Genomic DNA, 23,982 nt, shown 5'->3' with positions numbered 1-23,982 from the left:
CAAACTTGGTAATACTGATAGATGGATTAAAGTTCGACTTTGACCCAACTCATCTTCTGGTCCAGCCAATCGGCAAATTCGTCGATAAAGCTCTGCTTGAACCCCGCCTCCGCCCAGTTGTTGAAGATGAATCCCAGGTTGGAAAATCCGCACTCCTGTAGGAAGAGGAAGCCATTGATGTCGTCTTCATGCCCACACAGCGGACAGGTGAAGTTGTCGGTGTGGCCCGGCATCCAGTCTTCCAGGCTTTCGAACAGCGCCTCGCCGACTTCCTTGCGGCATTCCGGGCAGCCCGCTTCTTCGAGGAAGCCCTTGGCCGGCGTATAGATACAGCGCTTGTAGATGATCTCCAGGCCGTTGATCGGCTCGTTGAACGGCAGCGCCTCGGGGTACAGCACCACGGCGCGGGCACCATCGGCCATGGCGTAGGCCATGCGGTTGCCAGTACGCCCGCAGGTGGTGAGTTCTTCCTTGATGATGTTCTTGCGCACCAGCCAACGCACAATCGCCCGGGCGCGGGGTTCGTGGACGGGCAAGGTGGAGATTTTCGGGACAAGGATGCTTTGGGAGTTCATGGGGCCTGAGAGTCCTGCGGTGTGCCGTCTGGCGCCTTCGCGGGCAAGCCCGCTCCCACAGGTGGCCGCATTCCAACAGAAGAAATGCGCTCGAATGTGGGAGCGGGCTTGCCCGCGAAGAGGCCCTGAAGGCTGGCAGCTTAATCCCTGAAGAAATCAGGTCAAGCGCTCAAATACCGCCCGATCAATGCAATACCGCTGGCCAGCACCAGCCAGGTCACCAATCGCACAAAGGTTTCACGGGATAGGCGCATCGTCAGCCTGCGTCCAAACCAAAGTCCCAACACCATCGCCGGCAACAGGCACAGCGCCAACATCAACAGCGGCAAATCCGCATACACCCCGGCAATCAGGAACAGGCTCAAGCGCACCACCGTGCTGCAACTGATCAACGCACTCTGGGTGGCGCGCGCCGCGTCCTTGGGCAAGCGGCTGTTCAGATAGATCGCGTATAAAAAACCGCCGCTGCCAAACAACGCCCCAAACAAGCCGCCCACGGTGCCCATCGGGATCGACCAACCCGCCGCCAATTGCGCCGGCCGGGCTTTTACGGCCAGGCTGTAGATCGCATATGCACTGATAAACAGGCCCATCAACAGCAGCAACACATCCGAGTGCAGGTTGAGCAAAAACACCACGCCAAGGGTGCAACCGATCGCCATGCACGGCAGCAAGCGCAGCAACTCCGGCTTGTTCACGTCGCGCCGTGATTGCAGCAGATTGCCGAACGCCGCGACAAAATCCAGCAGCACCAGCAGCGGGATGATCTTGGACAGCGGCATAAACAGGATCAGGATCGGCCCCGCCACCAGCGCCGTACCAAAACCGGCGATACCAAACACGACGTAGGCCACCGCCACGCCCAGGCCGATCACCAGCCAATCCACAGCGCCAAACGACCACTGGCTCATCAGCTCAACCGGGCTCATGGGTTATTCCTTAAAAGAGATAGCCTTCACTTTAGCCATCGACGAGGGTTGCGACTAATATCTTCAAAGCCCTCCACCCATCTCGAAAAGGCATGACGCGTGATCTCCACCCGCCAACTGCGCTACTTCGTCGAAATCGCCGACAGTGGCAGCTTCAGCGCCGCCGCCGAGCGCTTGTTTGTCGCCCAATCCGCATTGAGCCGGCAGATCAAGGAGCTGGAAACCAGACTGCAAACCCCCTTGTTCGAACGCACTGCGCGCCAGCCCCGACTGACGGCGGCGGGTGAAGCCTTCTACCCACGGGCGCGCAACCTGCTGAGTGAGCTGCTCAAGGCCTGCGAGATGACCACGCAAATCGGCAACGGCCAACGCGGCACGCTGCGCTTGAGCCATTCCAGTACCGTGCCGATGAGTGGCGCGTTGCTGCATGGCATCAGTACGTGGCTGGAACGCTGCCCGGGCGTGTCGATGGACATCGTCAAACTGTCCTCGGAGGCGCAATTGGAGGAAATCGCCGACGGCCGCCTGGAGGTGGGCGTGTTGCGTTTGCCGGTATTGCGCCAGCGCGAAGGCGTGCGCGTGACACCTTTATATAGTGAACAACTGTTGCTCGCGGTGCCGCCGAACCATGGGTTGGCACGCAGCAATGCGCCGATTGAACTGGAACAACTCAAGGACGAAGCGTTTATCTCGATCCCCCATCCCCAGCGTGGGGGGCTGAGTTATCTATCCGCCGAGCTGTGCATGCGTGCAGGATTTTTCCCCAAGGCGGCACGGGTCATGTCGCGCAAGACCACCCAGTTGCAGTTGATCCAGGCCGGCTTCGGTATTGCCTTGTTACCAAAATCCATGCAGGACATCGCCCCCGCCAATGTGCGGTTTCTACCGCTGGCCGACCCGGACTGCCTGAGCACCGTGGCCCTGGCCTGCGCGCAGACGCCGAGCGCGCTGGTGGAGCAATTCTGTCAAACCCTGCGTGAATGCCTATAAACTGCCGCCCATGATTAAAGACCTCTGCTCATGATTAAAGACCCGTTTGCCCGCCTGGGCCTGGACCGCGAAGTCCTGACTGTCAGCCAGCTCAACGGCCGTGCGCGGGTGTTGCTGGAAGACGTGTTCACCAATATCTGGGTCGAAGGCGAGATCTCCAACCTCGCGCGCCCGGCTTCCGGCCACGTGTATTTCACCCTCAAGGACAGCGGCGCCCAGGTGCGTTGTGCGTTGTTCCGCAACAATGCGGCGCGGGTGCGCCAGGCGTTGAAGGACGGCCTGGCGGTGAAGGTACGCGGCAAGGTGTCGTTGTTTGAAGGCCGCGGCGATTACCAACTGATCCTCGACACCGTAGAGCCTGCCGGTGATGGCGCGCTGCGCCTGGCCTTCGACGCGCTGAAGGAAAAGCTCAGCGCCGAAGGCCTGTTCAGTGCCGAGCGCAAGGTGCCGCTGCCAGCCCACCCGCAGAAGATCGGCATTATCAGCTCGCCCACCGGCGCGGTGATCCGCGACATCATCAGCGTGTTCCGCCGCCGTGCGCCGCAGGTGCAACTGACATTGATCCCCACCGCCGTGCAAGGCCGCGAAGCGATCCCGCAGATTGTGCGCGCACTGAAAATGGCCGACGCCCGTGGCTTTGACGCGTTGATCCTGGCCCGTGGCGGCGGCTCGCTGGAAGACCTGTGGTGCTTCAACGAAGAAGCGGTCGCCCGTGCAGTAGATGCCTGCGTAACACCTATCGTCAGCGCCATCGGCCATGAAACCGATGTTTCCATCAGCGATTTCGTCGCGGACGTGCGCGCCCCTACCCCATCCGCCGCCGCCGAGTTACTGGCCCCCGATTCCAGCAACCTGGTGCGCCAGGTCGACAGCCTGCATCGCCGCCTGGTGATGCTGATGCGCAACCGCCTGACTCACGACCGCCTGCGCCTGGAGGGCATGGCCCGACGCCTGCGTCACCCCGGCGAGCGCCTGCGCCAGCAAGCCCAGCGCCTGGATGACCTGGACATGCGCCTGCGCCGCGCCTTTGAGCGCAGCCTCAACACCCGTCGCGAACGCCTGATCCGCCTGGAAACCCGCCTCGCCGGTCAACACCCCGGCCGTCAACTGGCCCTGCTGCGCCAGCGCCTCGACAGCCTCGCCGAGCGCCTGCCCCGCGCCATGCGCGAAGGCCTCAAGGCGCGCCGCCTGCAACTGCAAAGCCAGGTGCAGACGTTGCAGGTGGTCAGCCCGCTGGCGACCCTCGGGCGTGGCTACAGCATCCTGCTGGATGAGCGCGGCCAGGCGATTCGCAACGCCGCACAAACCCACACCGGCCAGCGCCTGACCGCACGCCTCGGTGAAGGCCAACTGCAAGTGCGGGTGGAAGACAATCACCTGACACCCGTCACCCTTTCGTTATTGGATTGATCGATGCCACGTTTATTCAGCCTGTTGATGTTGTTGTGCCTCGCCGTCAACGCCCACGCCGACAGCTACATCACCCGCACCTTGAATAAGCCGGTGCCGGGCGGTGTGGCCGTGGTCGAGTTGGGCCCATCGGCGGCGGCGCCGAAAGCCACTTACCTGGGCAAGCCGGTGTTGGTGGTCAGGGAGCAGGACAACTGGCTGGCAATCGTCGGCATCCCGCTGACGGTCAAGCCGGGCAATGAACGCATCAGTAGCGGTGGACGCAACCTGCCATTTATCGTCGGCTACAAGAAGTACCCGGAACAGCGCATCACCTTGAAGAACAAGAGCCAGGTGAACCCGGACCCGGCGCAGCTCAAGCGCATCGAGGCCGAGCTGGCGGTGCAGATCAAGGCCTACCGCAGCTTCAGCCCGAACCTGCCCAGCAACCTGATACTGGACAAACCAGTGAACGGGCCGCTGTCGAGCAAGTTCGGCGTGCGTCGCTTCTTCAACGGCGAGGAGCGCAACCCGCATTCGGGCCTGGATTTCGCAGTACCGGCCGGTACGCCGATCAAGACTCCAGCGAACGGCAAGGTGATCCTGGTGGGCAACTACTTCTTCAACGGCAACACCGTGTTCGTCGACCATGGCCAGGGCTTTATCAGCATGTTCTGCCACATGTCGAAGATCGACGTGAAAGTCGGCGATCAACTCACCCGCGGCGCGGTGGTAGGCAAGGTCGGTTCGACCGGCCGCGCGACCGGACCGCATATGCATTGGAATGTCAGCCTGAACGATGCGCGGGTCGACCCGGCGATCTTTATCGGCGCGTTCCAGCCCTGACCGACTCGATTGCGCGCCAGCCAAATGGCGCGCAATTAAAGTAAGAGCCCTCACAGCTTTCAGGCATAAAATCCTGTTTTTCGAGCCAATAGCAGAACTTCTCTCAATTTTTCTCGACTGCTTGCCATCTTTCACCCCGGCGGTTAGGGTTGAGCTTATGAAAACCTCTCACACCCTCATTCAGCTCCGTCAGCACCGCAGCCTGTGCCTCGTCAGCGCACGACTGCCAGGCTGAATCGATCTGCCTCGTCCCCGCTTTATCCCCAATAACAGTTACACGGCAGGCCGCCTTTTCTCGGCCCCTAAACAAAGGATTTCCCGATGAGCATGCTCAAAGACCCGTCTTCGAAGTACCGCGCGTTTCCGACCATCGACATCCCGGACCGCACCTGGCCTTCGAAAACCATCACCACCGCGCCGATCTGGTGCAGCTCCGACCTGCGTGATGGCAACCAGTCGCTGATCGAGCCGATGGACGCCGCGAAGAAGCTGCGTTTCTGGAAGACCCTGGTATCGGTGGGCGTGAAGGAAATCGAAGCGTCGTTCCCGGCCGCCTCGCAAACCGACTTCGACTTCGTGCGCACCCTGATCGAAGACGGCCACATCCCCGAGGACACCACCATTCAGGTGCTGACCCAGGGTCGTGAAGACTTGATCGCGCGCACCTTCGAATCCCTGCGCGGCGCCAAGAAAGCCATCGTGCACTTGTACAATGCGACCTCGCCATCGTTCCGCCGCATCGTGTTCAATCAGGACAAGGACGGCATCAAGGCCATCGCGGTCAACGCGGCCAAGCTGTTCGTCAAATACGCCGCCCAGCAGCCGGAAACCCAGTGGACTTTCGAGTACTCCCCGGAGACCTTCAGCGCGACCGAACTGGAGTTCGCCAAGGAAGTCTGTGACGCGGTGATCGAGGTGTGGAACCCGACGCCCGAGCACAAGATGATCCTCAACCTGCCGGCTACCGTGGAATGCGCCACGCCGAACATCTATGCCGACCAGATCGAGTGGTTCGGTCGTCATATCAACCGTCGTGACAGCGTGATCATCAGCCTGCACACCCACAACGACCGTGGCACTGGTGTGGCCGCCACCGAACTGGGCCTGATGGCCGGTGCCGACCGCGTCGAAGGCTGCCTGTTCGGCAACGGCGAGCGTACCGGTAACGTCGACCTCGTCACCGTGGCCCTGAACATGTACACCCAGGGCCTCGACCCGCAGCTGGACTTCTCCGACATCGACGGCGTGCGCAAAGTCGTCGAAGAGTGCAACCAGATCCAGGTGCACCCACGCCACCCGTACGTCGGCGACCTGGTCCACACCGCCTTCTCCGGCTCCCACCAGGATGCCATCCGCAAGGGCTTCGCCCAGCAGAAAGACGACGCCCTGTGGGAAGTGCCCTACTTGCCGATCGACCCGGCCGACATTGGTCGCAGCTACGAGGCCGTGATCCGCGTGAACAGCCAGTCGGGCAAGGGCGGCATCGCCTACCTGCTGGAGCAGGAATATGGCATCAGCTTGCCGCGCCGCATGCAGATCGAGTTCAGCCAAGTAGTACAGGGTGAAACCGATCGCCTGGGTCTGGAGATGACCGCGCAGCAGATCCACAGTTTGCTGCAGCGTGAATACCTGCAAGCCAACACCCCGTATGCGCTGGTCAGCCATCGCTTGCAGGAAGAGAACGGCAACAGCTCGGTGGAAGTGGAAGTCTCGGGCAAAGGCCAGGGCGAAACCAACCTGCGCTGGCACGGCAAGGGCTACGGCACGCTGGAAGCGCTGGTTGCCGCCCTGCCGATCAAGGTGGAGATCATGGACTACAACGAACACGCAATCGGCGCCGGCACCAATGCCAAGGCTGCGGCCTACATTGAACTGCGTGTGAACGGTGAGCGGCCGGTACATGGCGTGGGCATTGATGAAAACATCACCACTGCCAGCTTCAAGGCGGTGTTCAGCGCGCTGAACCGCTCGTTGAGCCAGTTGGAAGCGAAAGCGGCGTAAGCGGCTGCTGAAATGCGAAAGGCCCCTGGGTGTGAATCCAGGGGCCTTTTTTTGCTTTGGGTCTTGGGTGGTGCTGATGGCCTCTTCGCGAGCAAGCCCGCTCCCATATTCGACCGCATTCCTACAGGATAAACGCGGTCGAATGTGGGAGCGGGCTTGCTCGCGAAGGCGGCCTATCAGACAAACTGAAAGGTATCGGCATCCAGATTCGCCGGGAATCGGGTGCGATACGCCGCCAGCTCCGCCGCATTCAGGCACACCTGGAACACCCCATCCGCCTCCCCCGCACTGAGTAGGGTCTCACCCTGGAAATCCAGCACCTGGCTGTCACCGGTGTAGACAAAACCCTTGCCGTCCGTACCCACCCGATTCACCGCCGCCACGTAGCACAGGTTCTCGATGGCCCGCGCCGGCAGCAGGCGGTTCCAATGCAAACGCCGCGCACCGGGCCAGTTGGCGGTGTAGAGCAACAGGTCGGTGTCCTGGGCATCACGGCTCCACACCGGGAAGCGCAGGTCGTAGCAAATCAGCGGGCGAATGCGCCAGCCCTTCAATTCGAACTGCACCTGGCGCTCGCCGGGGGTGTAGTGATTGTGCTCACCGGCCATGCGGAACAGGTGGCGCTTGTCGTAGTGCAGCACCTCGCCATCGGGTCGCGCCCACAGCAGGCGGTTGCGGTGGCTGCCATCGGCGGCCTGGATGATCACGCTGCCGGTGATCACCGCGTCGTACTTCGCGGCCTGGGCCTGGAGCCAGCGATGGGTCGGACCGTTCTCCGGTTCGGCGAGGGTGTCGGACGCCATGGAAAACCCGGTGGTGAACATTTCCGGCAACACGATCAGGTCGGCGCCCCTGGCCTGCTCCAGCAGTGCCTCGAAGTGTTCAAGGTTGGCCTGGCGGTCGTGCCAGGCCAGGGTGGTCTGGACCAGGGCGATGTTCAGGTCCGGCAGTGCACTCAGATCACGCATAGCTTCTCGGCTGCTTGGCGCAGCGTCTCCTCGCGTTTGGCAAAGCACAGGCGCACCAGGCGCTGGCCTTGGGGTGGGTTCTGGTAGAACACCGAGACGGGAATCGTCGCCACGCCGTGTTCTCGAGTCATCCACAGCGACATGGCGACGTCATCCAGCTCCGGACGGATCTGTGAGTAATCCACCAGTTGGAAGTAGGTGCCGGCCACTCGACTGAAGCTGAAGCGCGACGGCGCCAGCAAGTCGCAAAACAGGTCGCGTTTGGCCTGGTAGAACGCTGGCAGCTCCTCGACGTGTTCCGGGTGCTCGGCCATGAAGTCGGCCAGGGCGAACTGCAAGGGGGTCACGCCACAGAAGTTGACGTACTGGTGCACCTTGCGCAGCTCAGCGGTGAGGGCCGCTGGGGCGACCACGTAGCCGGTTTTCCAGCCGGTGACGTGATAGGTCTTGCCGAAGGAACTGACCACGAAGGCGCGCTGATACAGCTCTTCGTGGGCCAGTACGCTCACGTGGGGCACACCGTCGTACACCAGGTGTTCATAGACCTCGTCGCTGACCAGGTAAATATCCCGGTCACGGATCAGATCGGCCAACTGATCCAGCTCGGCACGGCTGATCAAGGCACCGGTGGGGTTGTGCGGAGAGTTGAGGATGATCATGCGCGTACGGGGCGACAGCGCGGCGCGGATCTTGTCGAAGTCCAGCGCAAAGCCATCCAGGCTCAACTGCACATGTACGCAGCGCCCGCCGGCCAGCTCGACTGACGGCTCGTAGCTGTCGTAGCTGGGATCGAACACGATGACTTCATCACCATTACGGATCACTGCCTGGATCGCGCAAAAGATTGCGGCGGTGGCGCCCGGGGTCACGGTCACTTCACTGTCGGCATCGACCTTGGCGCCGTAGCTGCGGACGATCTTCGCCGCCACTTGCTGACGCAGGGCCGGCAAGCCGGTCATCGGCGAGTACTGGTTATGCCCGCTGGCGACGTGCTTGCCCACGGCATCAAGCAAACCTTGGGGGCCATTGAAGTCGGGGAACCCTTGGGACAGGTTGAGCGCGCCGGTCTCGGCTGCGAGTTGCGACATGGTGGTGAAAATGGTCGTGCCGACATTCGGCAGCTTGCTGGTGATCATCAAAAAGCCCCTGCAGGTGAGCCCCAAGTTTTAAGCTGCCAATCGCACGGGGTCAAGGCACAAACCCTCGCGCACAAAAAAGGGCTCCAAAGGAGCCCTTTCTTGAGGCTTGACGCTTACAACTTGAAGCTGCCGTTACTTCTTGTCACGGCGCTTCTTGTCGGCCTTCTTGTGGTGAGTCATCAAACGACGCTTCTTGTTCACCTGACGGTCAGTCAGTGTGTTCTTGTTGCCTTCGTACGGGTTCTCGCCACCCTTGAACTCGATACGGATCGGTGTACCGACCAGTTTCAAGACACGGCGGTAGGTGTTTTCCAGGTAACGCACATAGGACTTCGGCACCTTCTCGATCTGGTTACCGTGGATCACGATAATCGGCGGGTTGGCACCACCCAAGTGGGCGTAACGCAGTTTGATCCGGCGGTTGTTGACCATCGGCGGCGCATGCTCGCCAACCGCATCTTCCAGGATCTGGGTCAGGCGGTTGGTCGGCCAACGGGTCACGGCAGACTTGAACGAGTTCTGCACGGACGCGTAGAGGTTGCCCACGCCAGTGCCGTGCAATGCCGAGATGAAGTGAATGTCGGCGAACTCGACGAAGAACAGCCGACGTTGCAGCTCGATCTTGACGAAATCGCGCTCGCTCGGCGTCATGCCGTCCCACTTGTTGATCGCGATCACCAGTGCCCGACCGGCCTCGAGGGCAAAGCCCAGCAGGTTGAGGTCGTGGTCCACCACGCCTTCGCGGGCGTCCATCACAAAGATCACCACGTTGGCGTCTTTGATCGCTTGCAGGGTTTTGACCACCGAGAACTTTTCAACTTCCTCGTGGATCTTGCCGCGTTTGCGCACACCGGCGGTGTCGATCAGCGTGTACTTTTCCTCGTTGCGTTCGAACGGGATGTAGATGCTGTCGCGGGTGGTGCCGGGTTGGTCGTAGACGATGACGCGGTCTTCACCGAGCATGCGGTTGACCAGGGTCGACTTGCCGACGTTGGGACGACCGATGATAGCGATCTTGATACCGTCTTTTTCGCTCGGGCCAGGAATGCGCTTGGCTTCCTCACCTTCGGCGACGATTTCCTCTTCGCCCTCTTCTTCCTCGACGTCATCCTTGGGGAAATCGCGCAGGGCAATTTCCAGCATCTGGGTGATGCCGCGACCGTGGGCACCGGCGACCGGGATCGCATCGCCCAGGCCCATCGGGCTGAATTCGGCACGGGCAGCTTCAGGATCGATGTTGTCGATCTTGTTCGCGACCAGATAGGAACGCTTGTTGCGCTTGCGCAGGTGCTCGCCAATCATTTGGTCGGCAGCGGTGTAGCCCGCACGGGCGTCCACCAGGAACAGCACGACGTCGGCTTCTTCAATGGCGAGCAGCGACTGCTCGGCCATTTTTTCGTCCATGCCGTGCTCGTCACCGGAGATACCACCGGTGTCGACAATAATGTAGGAGCGCCCTTGCCACTTTGCCTCACCGTATTGGCGATCACGGGTCAGACCGGACAAGTCGCCGACGATGGCGTCGCGAGTCCTGGTCAGGCGGTTGAACAAGGTGGACTTGCCGACGTTAGGTCGGCCCACCAGGGCGATTACGGGAACCATGCGGCTCTCCACTTCGTTATTTCAGAAAATACAAAAGCCGCTGCATGGCAGCGGCTGGTGCTCGGGGCAGCATAATCAAATGCCGCATGCCCCGCCGAAGCGGGGCCGCCTGGGTGTTACCCCAAGCATAGTTCTTACTTGATGGTCAGGGCTTCCAGCTTGCCGCTGTTGCCAAACACATAAAGCATGTTACCCACGACCAGCGGACGCGCACGCAGGCCGTCGCTGTCGATACGCTCGCGACCTACGAAGCGACCATCCACCTGGCTCAGCAGGTGCAGGTAGCCTTCGAAGTCGCCAACCGCTACGTAGCTGGAGAACACTTCCGGTGCCGACAGTTGACGGCGGGCCAGGGAGTCGTTGCTCCACAGTGCAGTGGTGGAACGCTCGTCGACACTTTCAACGGTGCCGGACGCCAGGCTTACGTAGACGCTGCCAAACCCTTGGGCGACACCGGCGTAGCTGGAAGCATCACGCTGCCAGTTCACACGACCGCTCTGCAGGTCCAGTGCCGCGACACGGCCCTGGTAAGTGGCGACGTAGAGGGTTTCGCCCGACAGCAGCAAGCCACCGTCGATGTCCACAACGCGATCCAGCTCGGAACGACCTTGTGGGATAGCTACACGGGTTTCCCAGGCCGGTACGCCGTTCTGGGTGTCCAGGGCGACTACTTTACCGGTCGACAGGCCTGCAACGGCCAGATTATTGGTCACAACCGGACCACTGGTGCCGCGCAAGGTCAGTACCGCCGGGGTGCTGTCGTACAACCAGCGTTGCTGGCCGGTGCTGGCGTCGAGGCCAATCACACGATCGTCCTGGGTTTGCACCACGACGATGTCACCGTTGGTGGCAGGCGGTGCGAGAACTTCACTGGTCACGCGAGCGCGCCATTTCTCTTCACCGGTGCTGGAATCCAGGGCTACGACTTCGCCTTTCAGCGTGCCGAGCATCACCATGCCGTAACCTACGCCGACGGCGCCGGAGACAGGCAGTTCGAGGTCTTTCTTCCATTTCACGTCGCCGTTGAGGCGATCCATGGAGATCACCACGCCGGTTACGTCGGCGGCCACAATGTTGTCACCGTCGATCGCCGGCACCAACATGTTGTAGGTCTCGCCCTGGCCATCACCGATGGAGCGGCTCCACTGCTTCTGCAGGACCACTTCTTCCTTGAAGCTGGTCAGCTCCGCAGGAGGCAGTTCTTTCTTGCTGTTGCTGCTGCAACCCGCGGCCAGAACGGCCAGAGCCAGCAATGCTGCATGTTTCCAACGGATCACGTCACGCATCCCCTTTGGCCAAGTCGTCGAGCTTGATTTGTAAGCCACCGACCGCCGCTTCATCAGACAGCGCCGCCTTGGCTTTTTTGTACGCAGCATTGGCTTCGTCGGTACGACCCAATTGGACCAGAAGGTCGCCCTTGAGCTCTTCGCGAGTGGCTACAAATGCCTTGTCAGCATCGCCGTCGAGCAGTTTGAGTGCTTCGTCGGCCTTGTTCTGTGCTGCCAGTACCTGAGCCAGGCGCTGACGTGCGATTTCACCCAAGGTCGGGTTCTTCGGCTTGTCGGCGATGGCCTTCAGCTCGGAGGCGGCGTCATCCAGCTTGCCGGTGTCGACCGCGACTTTCGCGACGAACAGGCTGCCGTACTGGGCGTAGGTGCTACCGCCAAATTCGTTTTTCAGCTTGCCGGCCAGGTCTGCAACCTGTGCCGGGTCAGGCTTGCCATCCGGAGTCAGCGTGGTTTCCAGCAACTGCTGGTAGAGGACCGAGGCGCCTTGGGACTGGTTGGCCTGATACTTGTGCCAGGCTTGCCAGCCGAACACCACCACTAAAGCCAGCAGGCCGCCAGTAACCAGGGGCTTGCCGTTACGCTGCCACCAGTCCTTGAACTCGGCCAGTTGCTCATCATCAGTACTCGACACCCCAATACTCCTTAATCGCTAAATTCGGCTGTTCGACAGCTTCAACCCTGCACGACGCAGGTGGCCAAGTGCGCAGCGAGCGCATCAAAGGCAATGTTCTGTTGCTCGCCCTGGCCACGCAGGGGTTTGAAACCTATCACTTGCTGGGCCAGTTCGTCATCGCCAAGGATCAGCGCATACAGCGCGCCGCTCTTGTCGGCCTTCTTGAACTGGCTCTTGAAGCTGCCGGCGCCGGCATTGACCTGCAGGCGAAGGTTCGGCAGTTGGTCACGCACCTTCTCGCTCAAGGCCAGGGCGGCCAGTTCGGCGGCCTCGCCAAAGGCGCAGAGGTACACATCCACCTGACGGGAGATTTCTTCCGGGACCTTTTCCAGGGTTTCCAGCAGCAGGATCAAGCGCTCAATGCCCATGGCGAAGCCCACGCCAGTGGTCGGCTTGCCGCCCATCTGCTCGACCAGGCCATCGTAGCGCCCACCGGCACACACGGTGCCCTGGGCGCCGAGTTTGTCGGTGACCCACTCGAACACGGTCTTGCTGTAGTAATCGAGGCCGCGCACCAGCTTGGTGTTGATCACGAACGGGATACCGGCAGCATCCAGGCGAGCCTTGAGGCCCTCGAAGTGAATGCGCGACTCGTCGTCCAGGTAATCGGCCATTTTCGGCGCGTTGACCAGTACGGCTTGGGTGTCGGCGTTCTTGGTATCGAGCACGCGCAGCGGGTTGGTTTTCAGACGGCGCTGGCTGTCTTCGTCCAACTTGTCCAGGTGAGCGGACAGGTACTCGACCAGGGCCACTTTATAGCGGCCGCGGGATTCGCTGGTGCCCAGGCTGTTGAGTTCAAGCTTGACCGCGTCGCGGATGCCCAGCAGGCCCCACAGGCGCCAGGTCAGCACGATCAGCTCGGCGTCGATGTCCGGGCCGTCGATGTTGAATACTTCCAGGCCGATCTGGTGGAACTGGCGATAACGGCCTTTCTGTGGCCGTTCGTGGCGGAACATCGGGCCGATGTACCACAACTTCTGCGGCTGGCCGGCACCGGTGAGGCCATGCTCCAGCACGGCGCGCACGCACGCGGCGGTACCTTCCGGACGCAGGGTCAGGGAGTCGCCGTTGCGGTCTTCAAAGGTGTACATTTCTTTTTCGACGATGTCGGTCACTTCACCGATGGAGCGCTTGAACAGCTCGGTGAATTCGACGATCGGCATGCGGATCTGCTTGTAACCGTAGTTATCCAGCAGGCGCGCGACGGTGCTTTCGAAGTAGCGCCACAACGGCGTCTGCTCCGGCAGGATGTCGTTCATGCCGCGAATGGCTTGCAGAGACTTGCTCACATCAAATCCTTAAATTCGTTCAATCAGCCGCGCGCGATCAGCGCTGCGTCAGCTGCGACCTTTTCGGCCGCTTTCTCGCGGATCAGCTTTTCAAGCTCGTCCACCAGATTGTCATTCGTCAATTTCTGCGACGGCTTGCCGTCGATGTAAATCAGGTTCGGTGTACCGCCGGTCAAACCCACATGGGCTTCCTTGGCTTCGCCCGGACCGTTGACCACACAACCGATCACCGCTACATCCAGTGGCACCAACAGGTCTTCAAGGCGCAATTCCAGATCGTTCATGGTTTTCACCACGTCGAAGTTCTGCCGCGAGCAGCTCGGGCAGGCAATGAAATTGATGCCACGGGAGCGCAAACGCAGGGATTTGAGAATGTCGTAACCGACTTTCACTTCCTCAACAGGGTCTGCCGCCAGGGAGATGCGGATGGTATCGCCAATCCCTTCGGCGAGCAGCATACCGAGACCCACCGCAGATTTCACTGTGCCTGAGCGCAAACCGCCCGCTTCAGTGATACCCAGGTGCAACGGCTGCACGATTTCCTTGGCCAGCAGGCGGTAGGCTTCGACCGCCATGAATACGTCGGAGGCCTTTACGCTGACCTTGAAGTCCTGGAAATTCAGGCGTTCGAGGTGCTCAACGTGACGCAGCGCCGACTCAACCAGTGCTGCCGGCGTAGGCTCGCCGTATTTCTTTTGCAGGTCTTTTTCCAGGGAACCGGCGTTGACGCCGATGCGGATTGGAATACCGCGATCACGGGCAGCATCCACCACGGCACGCACACGGTCTTCGCGACCGATGTTGCCCGGGTTGATCCGCAGGCAGTCCACACCCAGTTCGGCTACGCGCAAGGCGATCTTGTAGTCGAAGTGAATGTCGGCAACCAGTGGCACCTTGACCAACTGCTTGATGCGACCGAAGGCTTCGGCGGCGTCCATGTCCGGTACGGAGACGCGCACGATGTCGACACCAGCCGCTTCCAGACGATTGATCTGGGCGACGGTGGCGGCCACGTCATTGGTGTCGCTATTGGTCATGCTCTGGACCGCGATGGGGGCATCGCCACCCACAGGCACCGAGCCAACCCAGATCTTGCGCGATACGCGACGTTTGATTGGAGATTCGCCGTGCATGACTATTGTCCCAACTTGAGGCGAGCGGTCTCGCCACTGGTGAACGGCGCCACGTCCACAGGCTGGCCGTTGTAGGCCACTTGCGCGCCACGGGCAAAGCCCAGACGCAGCGTCAAAGGAGGCTTGCCGGCCTGGTCGAGCGTCTCTCCCTTACGCTTCAGACCGCTAAACAGCACCTTGCCATTGCCATCGGTGACTTGCGTCCAGCAGTCGGCGATGAAAGTGACCTGTACGCGGCCATCACCGGCGATCAACGCTGGGGTGGTCGGCGCGGAAATCGCAGGGGCGGCAGGCGTGGCTGGAGCAGGCGCTGGTGCCGGTGCGGCTGGCGTATGCGCCTGCGCAACCGGAGCGGCTGGGGTGGCCTGGGCGTGAGCCGGTGCAGTCGGCGTCGCGGGAGTCGGTGCAGCGGCGGTCGCGGCTGGCGCGGTTTCCGGCGCGGGTTGCTCGGTGGCAACCGGCGCTTCGGGGGCAGCCTGGCCTTCGGCAACAGCCTGGTCTTCCGGCTCATCCAGTGGATGAATCTGGGTGGTGCCGTCGGCGCTTTCGACCTCGACGTGCTCCATGGCGTTACTGGTCATGTCTTTGGTGCGCTGGGAGGTCTGGTCTTGCCACCAGACAAAACCACCGCCGATCACGGCGATCAGCAGCAACAGGCTGACAATGCGCAGAATCGTGTGGGAAACCCGCACCGGCTCCTCGATACGGCCCAAGCCGTGGACATTGCTGCCCTGGGAATCCGTACCGGTGAATTGGTCGAACTCCTGGACCAGTATGGCCTGGTCGATGCCGAGCAATTTGGCGTAGGCGCGGATGTAGCCACGGGCGAAGGTATGCCCCGGCAACTTGTCGAACGCGCCGGCTTCCAGGTTGGCCAGGGATGTGGTGGTCAAATTGAGCTTGAGGGCCACTTCCGCCAGCGACCAACCATTGCTTTCGCGGGCCTGACGCAAGGTGTCGCCTGGGTTTACGCGATTAGCTGCTACAACTTCCGGGTGCGCCGCTTTCATCATTGCTCCGACAGGTATTGCTGATATTCCGGCGTACCGGGATAGAGTCGTTCGAGTTGCTGGCCAAAACGTGCGGCCGTGTCGTGTTCTTCATGAACCGTCGCCAGCCGCACACCGAGCAATAGACTACGTGCATTTTGCCCGCTGAGCAGGCTAAAACGCTCGTAATAGTCACGTGCCGGCACATAATGCCTGTCTTCGTAGGACAACTCAGCCATTTCGAGCAAGGCCCGCGGCTGACGCCCATTCAAGTGCAGGGCTTTTTCCAGTTGCTGGCGAGCGCTGTCGCGCTGGCCTAGGCGCAGCGAGGTCACTGCGAGGTTCTCGAAGACACGGGAACGCTCAGGATAGAGGGTATCGGCGCTGGCTTGCTGGAAATAAAGGGCGGCCTGGTCATAACGTTTCTGCTCGAACAGGAAACTGCCGTAGTTGTTCAGCAGCCGTGGGTCGGCAGGACGGGCGGCCAGGGCCTTGTTGAAATACTGGCCGGCCAGTTCCGGCTCGGCCTGGGCCTGGAACACCAGGGCCAGCGCGGCATTGGCGTCCGCATCGTCGCTGTCCAGTTCAAGCGCCTTCTTCAGCGGCACCTTGGCCTGTTCGCTCAAACCCTGTTGCAGATAACCCAACCCCAGTTGCACATAGGCAACCCGCGCTTCATCACGGCCTTTGCCGGTTTGCAAAGGGCTCTCATAGCCCGATGAAACACAACCGGCCACAAGGCCGGTAACAAGCAAAAGCAGCGCAAGGCGCAAGGGCATAGATATCCTCTCTCAGATTCGATTCACGGCAATGAGCGGCAAATCGTCGGCGGCATTCACTTCGCGCCCGGCGATATAACGTTCACTGCGGCGGGTGCGGTCCATCACCTGCCCGACCAGTTGGCCACAGGCGGCGTCGATGTCTTCACCGCGGGTGGTGCGGACGGTGACGTTGTAGCCAGCCTGGTGCAGTTGATCCTGGAAACGGCGGATCGCGTTGTTGCTCGGCCGCTCGTAGCCAGAATGGGGAAACGGGTTGAACGGGATCAGGTTGATCTTGCACGGGGTGTTCTTGAGCAACTCGATCATCTCGACGGCGTGTTCGACCTTGTCGTTGATGTCCTTGAGCAGGGTGTACTCAACGGTCAACACGCGTTTCTCACCCAAGGTCGCCATGTAACGCTGGCAGGATTCGAGCAGCATCTTAAGCGGATACTTCTTGTTGATCGGCACCAATTGGTTACGCAATGCGTCATTGGGTGCGTGCAGCGACAACGCCAGGGAGACGTCGATGTGCTTGGCCAGCTCGTCGATCATCGGAACCACGCCGGAGGTCGACAGGGTCACGCGGCGCTTGGAGATGCCGTAGCCCAGGTCGTCCATCATCAGGTGCATGGCGGAGATGACGTTGTCGAAGTTCAGCAGCGGCTCACCCATGCCCATCATCACCACGTTGGTGATGGCACGGTCGACGGTCGCCGGGACGCTGCCAAAGGATTTGTTGGCAATCCACACCTGGCCGATGACTTCGGCAGCGGTGAGGTTGCTATTGAAGCCTTGCTTGCCGGTGGAGCAGAAACTGCAATCCAGGGCACAGCCTGCCTGGGACGAAACGCACAAGGTGCCACGTTTGCCCTGGGGAATGTATACGGTCTCGACGCAGCTGCCGGACGCCACGCGCACCACCCACTTACGGGTGCCGTCGCTGGAGATGTCCTCGCTGACCACTTCGGGACCACGCACCTCGGCAATAGCCTTGAGCTTGTCGCGCAGGGCCTTGCTGACGTTCGTCATGGCGTCGAAATCATCGACGCCAAAGTGGTGAATCCATTTCATTACCTGACCGGCACGGAAACGCTTCTCCCCGATTGAGTCGAAGAATTTCTCCATTTCCGGCTGGGTCAGACCCAGCAGGTTGGTTTTAACAGTCGATGTAGTCATGGATTCACCTTCACTCTTAAGCCAATGCTTAGCGAGTGGTTACTTCAGTAGCTGCGAAGAAGTACGAGATTTCACGAGCAGCTGCGGCTTCGGAGTCCGAACCGTGAACAGCGTTGGCGTCGATGGAATCAGCGAAGTCAGCACGGATGGTGCCGGCAGCAGCTTCTTTAGGGTTGGTAGCGCCCATCAGCTCACGGTTCAGAGCGATAGCGTTTTCGCCTTCCAGAACCTGAACAACAACAGGACCGGAGATCATGAAGGCAACCAGGTCGCCGAAGAAACCACGAGCGCTGTGCTCAGCGTAGAAGCCTTCAGCTTCGGCTTTGGACAGTTGCTTGAGTTTCGAAGCTACAACCTTCAGGCCGGCTTTTTCGAAACGAGTGGTGATCTCGCCGATGACGTTTTTTGCAACAGCGTCAGGCTTGATGATGGAGAAAGTACGTTGAACAGCCATGGTGTAACTCCAGAAACGGTAATTTACGAAAAATTAAACCCGCGAATTATACGCGGGTTATCGGGTATTGCCTAACCTGCGGGGATGATCAGTCGATTTCTTCGATCCAGAGCGCCTGGACCGCTTCCAATACCTTCTCGCCACAGCGGCCAGAGGTGTTGTCGAAATCGGGAAGCTCCATGATCCAGCGCTGCAGATCAACGAAGTTGACCTTCAACGGGTCCACATCCGGCTTCGCTTCAGCGAGCTCTTCAGCAATGCGCTGTACATCATTCCAACCATATTTCATGACAGTACTACCAATCAGTGCGGCGCTTCGGCCGCATGGTTGAGCGAATATTTCGGAATTTCGACGGTGATGTCTTCAGTCCCGACCTTGGCCTGACAGCTTAGGCGCGAATGCGCCTCCAAGCCCCATGCGCGATCGAGAAAATCCTCTTCCAGCTCGTCGGCCTCTTCCAGGGAGTTGAACCCCTCGCGGATGATGCAGTGACAAGTGGTGCAGGCGCAGACGCCGCCGCAGGCACTTTCGATCTCGATGTGGTTGTCATGGGCAACTTCGAGGATGGACTTGCCGGTCTCAGCCTCCACAACCATACCGTCCGGGCAATGCTCGGCGTGTGGCAGAAAAATGACCTGCGGCATTAATTATTCCTCGATTTCATTCAGGTTGCGTCCCGCCAGGGCGGCTTTTACCGTCTGGTCCATGCGGCGGGCGGCAAAGGCATCGGTCACTTGCGACAGGCGCTTGGTCTGCTGCTCGATGGCATAACCATCGGTGCCCTTCATCAGTTCGGCCAGTTCCTGCATCTGCAGGTCGATGACCATGCGCTCTTCGGCGTCCAGCAGACGCTCGCCGTCGACATCCAGGGCGCCCTGCACCGCTTCGAGCAGACGCTGGGCATCCACTTGTTGCTCACGCAGTACGCGGGCGACCTTGTCGTCACTGGCGTGCTGGAACGAATCCTTGAGCATCTTGGCGATTTCACCATCAGTAAGGCCATAGGACGGCTTGACCTGGATGCTCGCCTCAACGCCCGAACCCATCTCGCGCGCGGCCACGTTCAGCAGGCCGTCGGCGTCGACCTGGAAGGTCACGCGGATCTTCGCCGCACCCGCCACCATCGCCGGGATGCCACGCAATTCAAAGCGCGCCAGGGAGCGGCAGTCACTGATCAGCTCGCGCTCGCCTTGCAGCACATGGATCATCATGGCCGTCTGGCCATCTTTGTACGTAGTGAAATCCTGGGCGCGGGCGACGGGGATGGTGGTGTTGCGTGGAATCACCTTCTCCATCAGGCCGCCCATGGTTTCCAGCCCCAGGGACAATGGAATCACGTCAAGCAGCAGCAGTTCGCCGCCGTCACGCTTGTTGCCGGCCAGGGTATCGGCCTGGATGGCGGCGCCAATGGCGACGACTTGATCCGGGTCGATTTCGGTCAACGGCTGGCGACCAAAGGCTTCAGCGACCGCCTCACGAACGCGCGGCACGCGAGTTGAACCACCGACCATGACCACGGCGCCGACATCTTCCAACTCGATACCGGAATCACGCACGGCGCGGCGGCAGGCCTTGAGGCTGCGGGCGACCATTGGCTCGATGAGCGAATCGAAGGCTTCACGGGTCAGTTGGGCCGACCAATTGCCGTAGGAGACGTCAACAGATGCAGCGTCAGTCAGTGCTTCCTTGGCGGCACAGGCGGTTTGCAACAGATTGCGTTGCGCGCCCGGGTCCAGGTCGGCAGACAAGCCCGCGCTGCTGATGATCCAGCCCGCAATGGCGTGGTCGAAGTCGTCACCGCCCAAGGCACTGTCGCCTCCGGTGGCCAGCACTTCAAACACGCCGCCGGTCAGGCGCAGGATCGAAATATCAAAGGTGCCGCCGCCCAGGTCGTAGATCGCAACCAGGCCTTCGGCATGCTGGTCGAGGCCATAAGCCACCGCTGCCGCCGTCGGCTCGTTGAGCAGGCGCAGCACGTTCAGACCGGCGAGTTTTGCCGCGTCCTTGGTGGCTTGGCGCTGGGCGTCATCGAAGTACGCCGGAACGGTGATCACCGCCCCCACCAGTTCGCCGCCCAAGGTGGTTTCCGCACGCTGGCGCAGCACCTTGAGAATATCGGCCGACACCTCCACCGGACTTTTCGGGCCCTGGACGGTGTCGATGAACGGCATGTGGGATTCGCCACCGACAAAGCGGTACGGCAGTTGGTCACCCAACTGCTTGACGTCGGACAAACCACGCCCCATCAGGCGCTTGACCGACAGCACGGTGTTCAACGGATCGGTAGACGCCGCCAGCCTGGCTGACTCACCCACTTCGGTACGGTCAGCGTGGTAACGCACGGCGGACGGCAGGATCACCTGGCCATCGGCGTCGGGCAGCGGCTCGGACAGGCCGCTGCGCAAGGCAGCGACCAGGGAATTGGTGGTGCCCAGGTCAATCCCGACCGCCAGGCGACGCTGGTGCGGTTGAGGGCTTTGGCCGGGTTCGGCGATTTGCAGTAGGGCCATGGTAATCAGGTCTTATCTGTCTATCAGGCGTGCATCACGGGCAGCACACGGGGTTAATCGTCGAGGCGCTCTTCTAGCTGGCGCACTTCGTAGGTGAGCTTGTCGAGGAACTGCATGCGCCGCATCAGGCGTTCGGCCTGTTCGCGTTGCGCAGCGTCATCCCAACAGGCTGCGAAGCTTTCGTTGAGCTCATCCTGGGCCGCTTTCAGACGACGCTTGAAGACTGCGACACCGGCCAGATCGGCCTCGTCCTGCAAGTCTTCGAGTTCTTCGCGCCACTGCATCTGCTGCATCAGGAAGTCCGGGTCATGCACGGTCACTTCCAGCGGCAACTCGCCACCGTTCATCGCGAGCAGGTAGCGCGCGCGTTTCGGGGGGCTTTTGAGCGTCTGATAGGCTTCGTTGAGGCTGGCCGACTGCTCCAGCGCCAAGCGCTGCTCACGTTCGGTAGCGTCAGCAAAGCGGTCCGGATGCACACCACGCGCCAATTCTCGGTAGCGCGCGGCAAGCTGCTCAAGGTCCAGCCGAAAACTCGGCTGCAGCTCGAATAAAGCGAAATGACAAGGAGTACCCACGAATAGCCTCAGATGTTGAAGCTTTCGCCGCAGCCACATTCACCGCGTACGTTGGGGTTGTTGAACTTGAAGCCTTCGTTCAACCCTTCCTTGACGAAATCGAGTTCGGTGCCGTCCAGGTAGGTCAGGCTTTTAGGGTCGATGATCACTTTCTCGCCGTGACTTTCGAACACCTGGTCTTCCGCAACCACCTCGTCGACGAACTCCAGCACATAGGCAAGGCCGGAACAGCCCGTGGTGCGCACACCCAGACGAATCCCCTCACCTTTACCGCGCCCATCCAGGGAGCGTCGCACGTGCCGCGCAGCCGCTTCTGTCATGCTGATAGCCATCGTTGACTCCTTACTCGTCGCCAAATGCTTAGATCAAGCCTTTCTTCTGCTTGTAGTCGCGAACGGCCGCCTTGATGGCGTCTTCTGCGAGTACGGAGCAGTGGATTTTCACTGGCGGCAGGGCCAGTTCTTCGGCCAGCTGGGTGTTGCTGATGGTGACAGCTTCATCCAGGGTCTTGCCTTTCATCCATTCGGTCGCCAGGGAGCTGGAGGCGATGGCCGAACCGCAGCCGTAGGTCTTGAACTTGGCGTCTTCGATAACGCCCGCGTCGTTGACCTTGATCTGCAGGCGCATGACATCGCCGCACGCCGGGGCGCCGACCATGCCGGTGCCGACGTCTGGGTCTTCCGCGTCCATCTTGCCGACGTTACGCGGGTTTTCGTAGTGGTCGATGACCTTTTCGCTGTAAGCCATGGTACTGAATCCTCACTCATCAGGGCCGCTCTGGAACCCTGTAGACACGCCTGCGTTTTCCGCCACGTGCCTACAGAGCCGGGGTGGCGGCTTCTATATTTAGTGTGCCGCCCACTCGATCTTGGAAATGTCGACACCGTCTTTGTACATGTCCCACAGCGGCGACAGAACGCGCAGCTTGTTGACGGCTTCGCAGACTTTCTGCGCGGCGTAGTCGACTTCTTCTTCGGTGGTGAAGCGGCCGAACGTAAAGCGGATCGAGCTGTGTGCCAGTTCGTCATTGCGGCCCAGGGCGCGCAGTACGTACGACGGCTCAAGGGACGCCGAGGTGCAGGCCGAACCGGACGAAACCGCCAGGTCCTTGAGCGCCATGATCAGCGACTCGCCTTCGACGTAGTTGAAGCTCAAGTTCAGGTTGTGCGGTACACGGGCGGTCATGCTGCCGTTGATGTACAGCTCTTCAAGGTTCTCGACCTGCTTGTAGAAGCGGTCGCTCAGAGCCTTGATACGGATGTTTTCGGCAGCCATGTCTTCCTTGGCTACACGGAAGGCTTCGCCCATGCCGACGATCTGGTGGGTTGCCAGGGTGCCCGAACGCATGCCGCGCTCGTGACCGCCGCCGTGCATCGTGGCTTCGATGCGTACGCGAGGCTTGCGGCTCACGTACAGCGCGCCGATGCCTTTAGGGCCATAGGTCTTGTGGGCGGAGAACGACATCAGGTCGACTTTCAGCTTCGACAGGTCGATGTCGACCTTGCCGGTGGACTGGGCCGCATCGACATGCAGCAACACGCCTTTGGAGCGGGTCAGCTCGCCGATGGCCGCGATGTCGTTGATGGTGCCGATTTCGTTGTTCACGTGGATCACGGAAACCAGGATGGTGTCTTCACGCAGCGCGGCTTCGATCATGGCCGGGGTGACGATACCGTCGGTGGTTGGCTCAAGGTAAGTAACCTCGAAACCTTCACGCTCCAGTTGGCGCATGGTGTCGAGGACAGCCTTGTGCTCGATCTTGGTGGTGATCAGGTGCTTGCCTTTGGTCGCGTAGAAATGCGCGGCGCCCTTGATTGCCAGGTTGTCGGATTCGGTAGCACCGGAGGTCCAGACGATTTCGCGCGGGTCGGCATTGACCAGGTCAGCGACTTGGCGACGAGCGTTCTCGACCGCTTCCTCGGCCTTCCAGCCAAATACGTGGGAACGGGAGGCAGGGTTGCCGAAGTTTCCGTCAACCAGCAGGCACTCGCTCATCTTTTGCGCGACACGCGGATCAACCGGGGTGGTCGCAGAGTAATCAAGGTAAATCGGCAATTTCATGGACTTTCTCCTAAATCAGGCTGGCTGGCGTGCCGTTAGCTCTTCGGCTGTCACTCGACGGCGGACGCTTCGATCTTGTCCAGACGCGGCGCCTTGGTATTGCAACGGCGCTGGTCCTGACGCTGGGCTACTTCTTGCACCTCACGGCGAGTCACAAGATCAGCCAAGCTGATACCACTCAAAAACTCATGGATCTGCAGGCTCAAGTCACACCACAGGTGGTGCGTCAGGCAGGTGTCGCCGGCATGGCAATCACCCAGACCCTGGCATTTGGTGGCGTCGACGGATTCGTTGACCGCATCGATCACCTGGGCGACCTGGATGCCCTGCATATCGCGGGACAGCTGATAGCCACCACCCGGCCCACGCACACTGGAAACCAGATTGCTGCGGCGCAATTTGGCGAACAGTTGCTCAAGGTAGGACAGGGAAATGCCTTGGCGCTCGGAGATATCGGCCAGGGACACCGGCCCAGTTTGCGCGTGCAAAGCCAAGTCAAGCATGGCAGTCACCGCGTATCGGCCTTTTGTAGTCAGTCTCATGGACAAGTACCAAGGTGTTTCAGAATGGGAGCGAGTATGCGATTCCCGAGTATTTAAGTCAACTATAAGACCTAGTACTTTAGTCAG

The 23,982-nt window shown here is 60.6% G+C and carries 25 protein-coding genes; 4 read left to right on the top strand and 21 right to left on the bottom strand.

The genetic code is table 11. The annotated features are described in order from the left end of the window. Positions 1-26: 26 nt before the first annotated feature. Positions 27-575, bottom strand: a complete 549-nt coding sequence (locus tag OPU96_RS19470; protein WP_192299552.1) for a sugar ABC transporter ATPase — start codon at positions 573-575, stop codon at positions 27-29. 161 nt (positions 576-736) lie between these two features. Next, entirely contained in the window at positions 737-1,504 is a 768-nt protein-coding gene (locus tag OPU96_RS19465; protein WP_498559523.1) for a sulfite exporter TauE/SafE family protein, read from the bottom strand. Positions 1,505-1,603: 99 nt separating this feature from the next. Here OPU96_RS19465 and OPU96_RS19460 point away from each other — a divergent pair, with 99 nt between their 5' ends. The 4 genes from OPU96_RS19460 to leuA all read left to right on the top strand — a co-directional run bounded on the left by OPU96_RS19460 (position 1,604) and on the right by leuA (position 6,730). Further along, entirely contained in the window at positions 1,604-2,494 is an 891-nt protein-coding gene (locus OPU96_RS19460; RefSeq protein ID WP_192299554.1) for a LysR family transcriptional regulator, read from the top strand. Positions 2,495-2,524: 30 nt separating this feature from the next. Beyond that, a complete protein-coding gene (xseA, locus tag OPU96_RS19455; protein WP_305391482.1) occupies positions 2,525-3,904 on the top strand; it encodes an exodeoxyribonuclease VII large subunit in 1,380 nt (459 codons plus the stop codon). 3 nt (positions 3,905-3,907) lie between these two features. After that, positions 3,908-4,729, top strand: coding sequence for a peptidoglycan DD-metalloendopeptidase family protein (locus OPU96_RS19450; RefSeq protein WP_226457745.1), 822 nt, complete (start codon positions 3,908-3,910; stop codon positions 4,727-4,729). 321 nt (positions 4,730-5,050) lie between these two features. Continuing rightward, entirely contained in the window at positions 5,051-6,730 is a 1,680-nt protein-coding gene (gene leuA, locus OPU96_RS19445; RefSeq protein ID WP_226457744.1) for a 2-isopropylmalate synthase, read from the top strand. A 176-nt stretch (positions 6,731-6,906) separates the two neighbouring features. Here the strand turns inward: leuA and OPU96_RS19440 are convergent, their stop codons facing one another. The 19 genes from OPU96_RS19440 to iscR all read right to left on the bottom strand — a co-directional run bounded on the left by OPU96_RS19440 (position 6,907) and on the right by iscR (position 23,895). After that, positions 6,907-7,698 (bottom strand): amidohydrolase, encoded by a 792-nt coding sequence (locus OPU96_RS19440; protein ID WP_192299558.1) that lies wholly within the window; start codon positions 7,696-7,698, stop codon positions 6,907-6,909. Beyond that, the gene (locus OPU96_RS19435; RefSeq protein WP_305391484.1) at positions 7,686-8,834 is read right to left on the bottom strand and encodes a pyridoxal phosphate-dependent aminotransferase; all 1,149 of its coding nucleotides are present in this window, start codon (positions 8,832-8,834) and stop codon (positions 7,686-7,688) included. The genes OPU96_RS19440 and OPU96_RS19435 overlap by 13 nt, the downstream gene beginning before the upstream one ends. Before the next feature lie 135 nt (positions 8,835-8,969). Next, positions 8,970-10,439, bottom strand: a complete 1,470-nt coding sequence (gene der, locus OPU96_RS19430; protein WP_016977675.1) for a ribosome biogenesis GTPase Der — start codon at positions 10,437-10,439, stop codon at positions 8,970-8,972. Between the two features lie 134 nt (positions 10,440-10,573). After that, positions 10,574-11,725, bottom strand: a complete 1,152-nt coding sequence (bamB, locus tag OPU96_RS19425) for an outer membrane protein assembly factor BamB (protein ID WP_192299560.1) — start codon at positions 11,723-11,725, stop codon at positions 10,574-10,576. Further along, complete coding sequence (locus tag OPU96_RS19420) at positions 11,718-12,359, bottom strand: YfgM family protein (RefSeq protein WP_192299561.1); 642 nt, start codon at positions 12,357-12,359, stop codon at positions 11,718-11,720. Before OPU96_RS19420 ends, bamB begins: the two co-directional genes overlap by 8 nt. Before the next feature lie 41 nt (positions 12,360-12,400). Then, entirely contained in the window at positions 12,401-13,690 is a 1,290-nt protein-coding gene (gene hisS / locus OPU96_RS19415; RefSeq protein ID WP_192299562.1) for a histidine--tRNA ligase, read from the bottom strand. Between the two features lie 23 nt (positions 13,691-13,713). Continuing rightward, positions 13,714-14,823 (bottom strand): flavodoxin-dependent (E)-4-hydroxy-3-methylbut-2-enyl-diphosphate synthase, encoded by a 1,110-nt coding sequence (gene ispG, locus OPU96_RS19410; protein WP_003175952.1) that lies wholly within the window; start codon positions 14,821-14,823, stop codon positions 13,714-13,716. Positions 14,824-14,825: 2 nt separating this feature from the next. Further along, a complete protein-coding gene (locus OPU96_RS19405; protein ID WP_498559522.1) occupies positions 14,826-15,833 on the bottom strand; it encodes a RodZ domain-containing protein in 1,008 nt (335 codons plus the stop codon). Next, the gene (gene pilW, locus OPU96_RS19400; RefSeq protein WP_226457741.1) at positions 15,833-16,591 is read right to left on the bottom strand and encodes a type IV pilus biogenesis/stability protein PilW; all 759 of its coding nucleotides are present in this window, start codon (positions 16,589-16,591) and stop codon (positions 15,833-15,835) included. Before pilW ends, OPU96_RS19405 begins: the two co-directional genes overlap by 1 nt. Before the next feature lie 12 nt (positions 16,592-16,603). Then, positions 16,604-17,752 carry a dual-specificity RNA methyltransferase RlmN gene (gene rlmN, locus OPU96_RS19395; protein ID WP_192299566.1) on the bottom strand — a complete coding sequence of 383 codons (1,149 nt, stop codon included), beginning with the start codon at positions 17,750-17,752 and terminating at the stop codon, positions 16,604-16,606. Between the two features lie 28 nt (positions 17,753-17,780). Beyond that, on the bottom strand, positions 17,781-18,206 hold the full coding sequence (ndk, locus tag OPU96_RS19390) for a nucleoside-diphosphate kinase (RefSeq protein ID WP_017846179.1): 426 nt from the start codon (positions 18,204-18,206) through the stop codon (positions 17,781-17,783). An 88-nt stretch (positions 18,207-18,294) separates the two neighbouring features. Further along, positions 18,295-18,495, bottom strand: coding sequence for a Fe-S cluster assembly protein IscX (iscX, locus tag OPU96_RS19385; RefSeq protein ID WP_192299567.1), 201 nt, complete (start codon positions 18,493-18,495; stop codon positions 18,295-18,297). 14 nt (positions 18,496-18,509) lie between these two features. After that, on the bottom strand, positions 18,510-18,851 hold the full coding sequence (gene fdx, locus OPU96_RS19380; RefSeq protein WP_015372914.1) for an ISC system 2Fe-2S type ferredoxin: 342 nt from the start codon (positions 18,849-18,851) through the stop codon (positions 18,510-18,512). Between the two features lie 3 nt (positions 18,852-18,854). Then, entirely contained in the window at positions 18,855-20,717 is a 1,863-nt protein-coding gene (gene hscA / locus OPU96_RS19375) for a Fe-S protein assembly chaperone HscA (protein WP_226457740.1), read from the bottom strand. Positions 20,718-20,770: 53 nt separating this feature from the next. Continuing rightward, a complete protein-coding gene (gene hscB, locus OPU96_RS19370; protein ID WP_498559521.1) occupies positions 20,771-21,292 on the bottom strand; it encodes a co-chaperone HscB in 522 nt (173 codons plus the stop codon). Between the two features lie 8 nt (positions 21,293-21,300). Next, entirely contained in the window at positions 21,301-21,624 is a 324-nt protein-coding gene (gene iscA / locus OPU96_RS19365) for an iron-sulfur cluster assembly protein IscA (RefSeq protein ID WP_010565230.1), read from the bottom strand. 28 nt (positions 21,625-21,652) lie between these two features. Continuing rightward, positions 21,653-22,039 carry a Fe-S cluster assembly scaffold IscU gene (iscU, locus tag OPU96_RS19360; protein ID WP_028617851.1) on the bottom strand — a complete coding sequence of 129 codons (387 nt, stop codon included), beginning with the start codon at positions 22,037-22,039 and terminating at the stop codon, positions 21,653-21,655. 99 nt (positions 22,040-22,138) lie between these two features. Continuing rightward, positions 22,139-23,353 (bottom strand): IscS subfamily cysteine desulfurase, encoded by a 1,215-nt coding sequence (locus OPU96_RS19355; protein WP_226457738.1) that lies wholly within the window; start codon positions 23,351-23,353, stop codon positions 22,139-22,141. 50 nt (positions 23,354-23,403) lie between these two features. Beyond that, positions 23,404-23,895, bottom strand: a complete 492-nt coding sequence (gene iscR / locus OPU96_RS19350; protein ID WP_003194020.1) for a Fe-S cluster assembly transcriptional regulator IscR — start codon at positions 23,893-23,895, stop codon at positions 23,404-23,406. Positions 23,896-23,982 lie beyond the last annotated feature (87 nt).

The organism is Pseudomonas sp. RP-B7 (assembly GCF_059803535.1).
The sequence above is the reverse complement of the archived record's forward strand: the minus strand, read 5'-3'. Positions and strand labels throughout refer to the sequence as shown.

Bases quoted from the DNA above. Each gene is read 5' to 3' on its own strand.
- OPU96_RS19470 (WP_192299552.1), bottom strand. From the start codon at position 575: ATGAACTCCCAAAGCATCCTTGTCCCGAAAATCTCCACCTTGCCCGTC.
- OPU96_RS19465 (WP_498559523.1), bottom strand. From the start codon at position 1,504: ATGAGCCCGGTTGAGCTGATGAGCCAGTGGTCGTTTGGCGCTGTGGAT.
- xseA (WP_305391482.1), top strand. From the start codon at position 2,525: ATGATTAAAGACCCGTTTGCCCGCCTGGGCCTGGACCGCGAAGTCCTG.
- OPU96_RS19450 (WP_226457745.1), top strand. From the start codon at position 3,908: ATGCCACGTTTATTCAGCCTGTTGATGTTGTTGTGCCTCGCCGTCAAC.
- leuA (WP_226457744.1), top strand. From the start codon at position 5,051: ATGAGCATGCTCAAAGACCCGTCTTCGAAGTACCGCGCGTTTCCGACC.
- OPU96_RS19440 (WP_192299558.1), bottom strand. From the start codon at position 7,698: ATGCGTGATCTGAGTGCACTGCCGGACCTGAACATCGCCCTGGTCCAG.
- OPU96_RS19435 (WP_305391484.1), bottom strand. From the start codon at position 8,834: ATGATCACCAGCAAGCTGCCGAATGTCGGCACGACCATTTTCACCACC.
- der (WP_016977675.1), bottom strand. From the start codon at position 10,439: ATGGTTCCCGTAATCGCCCTGGTGGGCCGACCTAACGTCGGCAAGTCC.
- bamB (WP_192299560.1), bottom strand. From the start codon at position 11,725: ATGCGTGACGTGATCCGTTGGAAACATGCAGCATTGCTGGCTCTGGCC.
- ispG (WP_003175952.1), bottom strand. From the start codon at position 14,823: ATGCACGGCGAATCTCCAATCAAACGTCGCGTATCGCGCAAGATCTGG.
- OPU96_RS19405 (WP_498559522.1), bottom strand. From the start codon at position 15,833: ATGAAAGCGGCGCACCCGGAAGTTGTAGCAGCTAATCGCGTAAACCCA.
- pilW (WP_226457741.1), bottom strand. From the start codon at position 16,591: ATGCCCTTGCGCCTTGCGCTGCTTTTGCTTGTTACCGGCCTTGTGGCC.
- rlmN (WP_192299566.1), bottom strand. From the start codon at position 17,752: ATGACTACATCGACTGTTAAAACCAACCTGCTGGGTCTGACCCAGCCG.
- ndk (WP_017846179.1), bottom strand. From the start codon at position 18,206: ATGGCTGTTCAACGTACTTTCTCCATCATCAAGCCTGACGCTGTTGCA.
- iscX (WP_192299567.1), bottom strand. From the start codon at position 18,495: ATGAAATATGGTTGGAATGATGTACAGCGCATTGCTGAAGAGCTCGCT.
- fdx (WP_015372914.1), bottom strand. From the start codon at position 18,851: ATGCCGCAGGTCATTTTTCTGCCACACGCCGAGCATTGCCCGGACGGT.
- hscA (WP_226457740.1), bottom strand. From the start codon at position 20,717: ATGGCCCTACTGCAAATCGCCGAACCCGGCCAAAGCCCTCAACCGCAC.
- iscA (WP_010565230.1), bottom strand. From the start codon at position 21,624: ATGGCTATCAGCATGACAGAAGCGGCTGCGCGGCACGTGCGACGCTCC.
- iscU (WP_028617851.1), bottom strand. From the start codon at position 22,039: ATGGCTTACAGCGAAAAGGTCATCGACCACTACGAAAACCCGCGTAAC.
- OPU96_RS19355 (WP_226457738.1), bottom strand. From the start codon at position 23,353: ATGAAATTGCCGATTTACCTTGATTACTCTGCGACCACCCCGGTTGAT.
- iscR (WP_003194020.1), bottom strand. From the start codon at position 23,895: ATGAGACTGACTACAAAAGGCCGATACGCGGTGACTGCCATGCTTGAC.